We start from the raw sequence: 2394 nt of genomic DNA, 5'->3' as shown, positions 1-2394 counted from the left end.
GAGCCGCCGACCAAGATCGCTACGTGGTTCCCTGAGGAGGCGTCTGCCGCTCGTTCGTGCCCATCTGACGGGCGTCCAAGGTGAGCACCATCACGTCGTGCAGAGGAGCTCCAGGCCAGGGGAGTGCCTCGCCCACCTTGCGATAGCCCCATGCTCGGTAGGCGGCCACGGCCGCTTTGCTGTCCGGGCGAACGTTGAGCAGGATCCTCTCGGCATCGACGGTCGTGAGCAGGGCTTCGTGCAGTCGGCGGGCTACCCCCCGTCGACGCCAGGCAGCACGCACGGCGAGTTCCATCAGGCCGAAGGTCCGGCGGCCGTCCTCGCGGCGCATGTCCTCGGATACCGGCTCCTTGAGTTGACCCCACCAACCCGTCTGCGGGCCGAGGTGGTAGCCGTACGCCATGCCGACCGGCTGGGCGTCTTCGGTCGTGGCCAGGACGCCGAGGAACGTGATCTTGCGCGTCTGGGACCGGAAACGCCGGAAGGCGGCCGACACGTCCGCCTCGGTTTCGTCATAGGGCGGTTCGGCGAATGCCTCGGCGTAGACCAGCCGGAAGGAGTCCTCGGCCACCGCTGCAGCTGCTCCGTCGAGCTGGTCGATGCTGATCTGTACTGACCGGCTCATCCCAGCCTCTCAGGTGGTCTCGCGAATCCGCGCGACACAGTCGCGAGCGGTTCGGCTGTCGATGCCTACCGCTGACTTCTGGAAGGCATGCACCTTACCCAGCAAGCGGGGAGAGGTGATCCCATCCCACGTGTCCAGTACGTGGTTGACCTCGGCACATGCTTCTTCGACTTCTCCCGCCGCTAGCAGGGCATCGGCGAACCTGACCCGGTAGGAGGCGCTGTTCCGCGCCAAGCCGCCTCCGATGCCGTGCACGGCGGCCCGCAGGAAGGGCACCGCGCGCTTTGGCTGGTTTGCCCGCATGTACATGTCGGCAGTTGCGTAGTCGACTTCGAACGGGCCGACGAACTTGGCCCAGTCGGGCACTTCATCATCAGAGTCCGCACGTCCCAGATATTGAACGGCTCGGCTGAGAGCCCTGCGAGCACTTGGCAGATCCCCGGAGTGAACGGCCACGTTGGCACCCCGGAGAGCGATGACGAGGTGAACCGTCGCACCGGCCTGCGCTCGAACCGCCAAGCGGTAGGCGTTCTCCACAGCGCTCGCCGCCTCCCACGTTCGATCTGCCTTGATCGCCAGCAGTACGAGGGTCTCCAATACAGAGATCTGAAGGAGAGGGCTGTCGACGAGCTGGGCAGCGGCAAGGGCCTCCATACACGCGGATCTGCCCTCGGCAATGCGGCCGCCGTCATAGCCGTACCAGGCCCGATGTCCATGCAATTCGCCAAGCATCGTTTGGAGTTCGCGTCCTACGACAGAGGTGTAGGAACCGGTGCGCAAGGTTCTGGTGATGTCCGCCTCGATACGACCGGCCTGGACACCAGCCGGCTGGCTGCCTTTGGTGTGGTCCGTCCGGTAGAGCCCTTCGAGTCGCTCCCGCAGATGCCCGAGCTCGACCGTACCCACGCGCGGCCCCGGCACGGCAGGCATGAGGGTCGCCGCTACGAGGGCGCCGGCGTCCGCGACGAAGGTTCTCCTCTTCACCCTTCCAGAGTCGCTGATCGGCTCTGCCACAGTCTCGCGATGTCGAGGAACCTCAAACCCCATCTCGGCCATCGGGACACCGAATATCGCTTCCAGAACCGCCTGTTGCCCCGGGTGGGGTAGCGGTGGTGGTGTCTCGTTCTCCCAACGCCGCAACTGGCGGACGCTCACCGCAGCGGCAATGCCGAGCCGCGCTGCCTCGGCCGCGAAGGCAGCAACGAACGACCCCTGCGTGTAGCCCGCCGCCTGGCGTAACAGGACCAGCTTCTTCACCAGGTCGCTCACCATCCGTGCATCCTCCGTGACGGTTTCAGCATATGGGCGACTGGTTGGCGGCGAGGGGAAACGTCCGCCTAAACGTCCGCCGTCCCAGCGACCGTGGCACCTTCCCGGGCGCTGGACTGGTCCCAGGCCATCCCGCGTGAAAGGCAGGAGGATCCATGACCACCATCCACGAGCAAGTCGCCCAAGAAGACCCTTGGCCGCGACCGGAGGCCAGGACTGAGCCCAGCCGGGAGCTTCTGGACCGTGCGCGCGTCGGCTGGGAGCGCTTCCTCGACACTTTCGACGGAGCGTCCGATGAGTGAGCAGTACGAGTACGTTCCCCACCGCCTCCTCCGCCGCCGTGTGCGCGACATTGCTTCCGGCACCGAGGGCGAGCTGATGGCAGTGATCAACGAAAACGTCTCGGACACCGGCATCGAGCACTGGACGGAACTGGCGTACATCCGGGCCGCGTCCGGCCGCGAATTCAGCACCGCTGCTGAGAACGTCCAGCCCGCTTA

At 66.0% G+C, this 2394-nt stretch carries 4 protein-coding genes; 2 read left to right on the top strand and 2 right to left on the bottom strand.

All coding sequences use genetic code 11. From position 1 onward, the window contains the following. Positions 1-19: 19 nt before the first annotated feature. Both ACGFYU_RS37855 and ACGFYU_RS37850 read right to left on the bottom strand, forming a co-directional pair. Positions 20-625 carry a GNAT family N-acetyltransferase gene (locus ACGFYU_RS37855; protein ID WP_393831839.1) on the bottom strand — a complete coding sequence of 202 codons (606 nt, stop codon included), beginning with the start codon at positions 623-625 and terminating at the stop codon, positions 20-22. A 9-nt stretch (positions 626-634) separates the two neighbouring features. Further along, the gene (locus tag ACGFYU_RS37850; protein ID WP_393831838.1) at positions 635-1897 is read right to left on the bottom strand and encodes a hypothetical protein; all 1263 of its coding nucleotides are present in this window, start codon (positions 1895-1897) and stop codon (positions 635-637) included. Positions 1898-2049: 152 nt separating this feature from the next. On the opposite strand from ACGFYU_RS37850, the gene ACGFYU_RS37845 reads away from it, so the two are divergent. After that, positions 2050-2196, top strand: coding sequence for a hypothetical protein (locus ACGFYU_RS37845; RefSeq protein WP_393831837.1), 147 nt, complete (start codon positions 2050-2052; stop codon positions 2194-2196). Continuing rightward, positions 2189-2394, top strand: a 206-nt coding sequence (locus ACGFYU_RS37840) for a hypothetical protein (protein WP_393831836.1), incomplete at its 3' end; no start/stop codon positions are given. The genes ACGFYU_RS37845 and ACGFYU_RS37840, both read left to right, overlap by 8 nt.

The organism is Streptomyces sp. NPDC048337, assembly GCF_043201175.1.
Lineage (GTDB): Bacteria > Actinomycetota > Actinomycetes > Streptomycetales > Streptomycetaceae > Streptomyces.
This window is presented reverse-complemented; position numbering and strand designations above follow the sequence as displayed.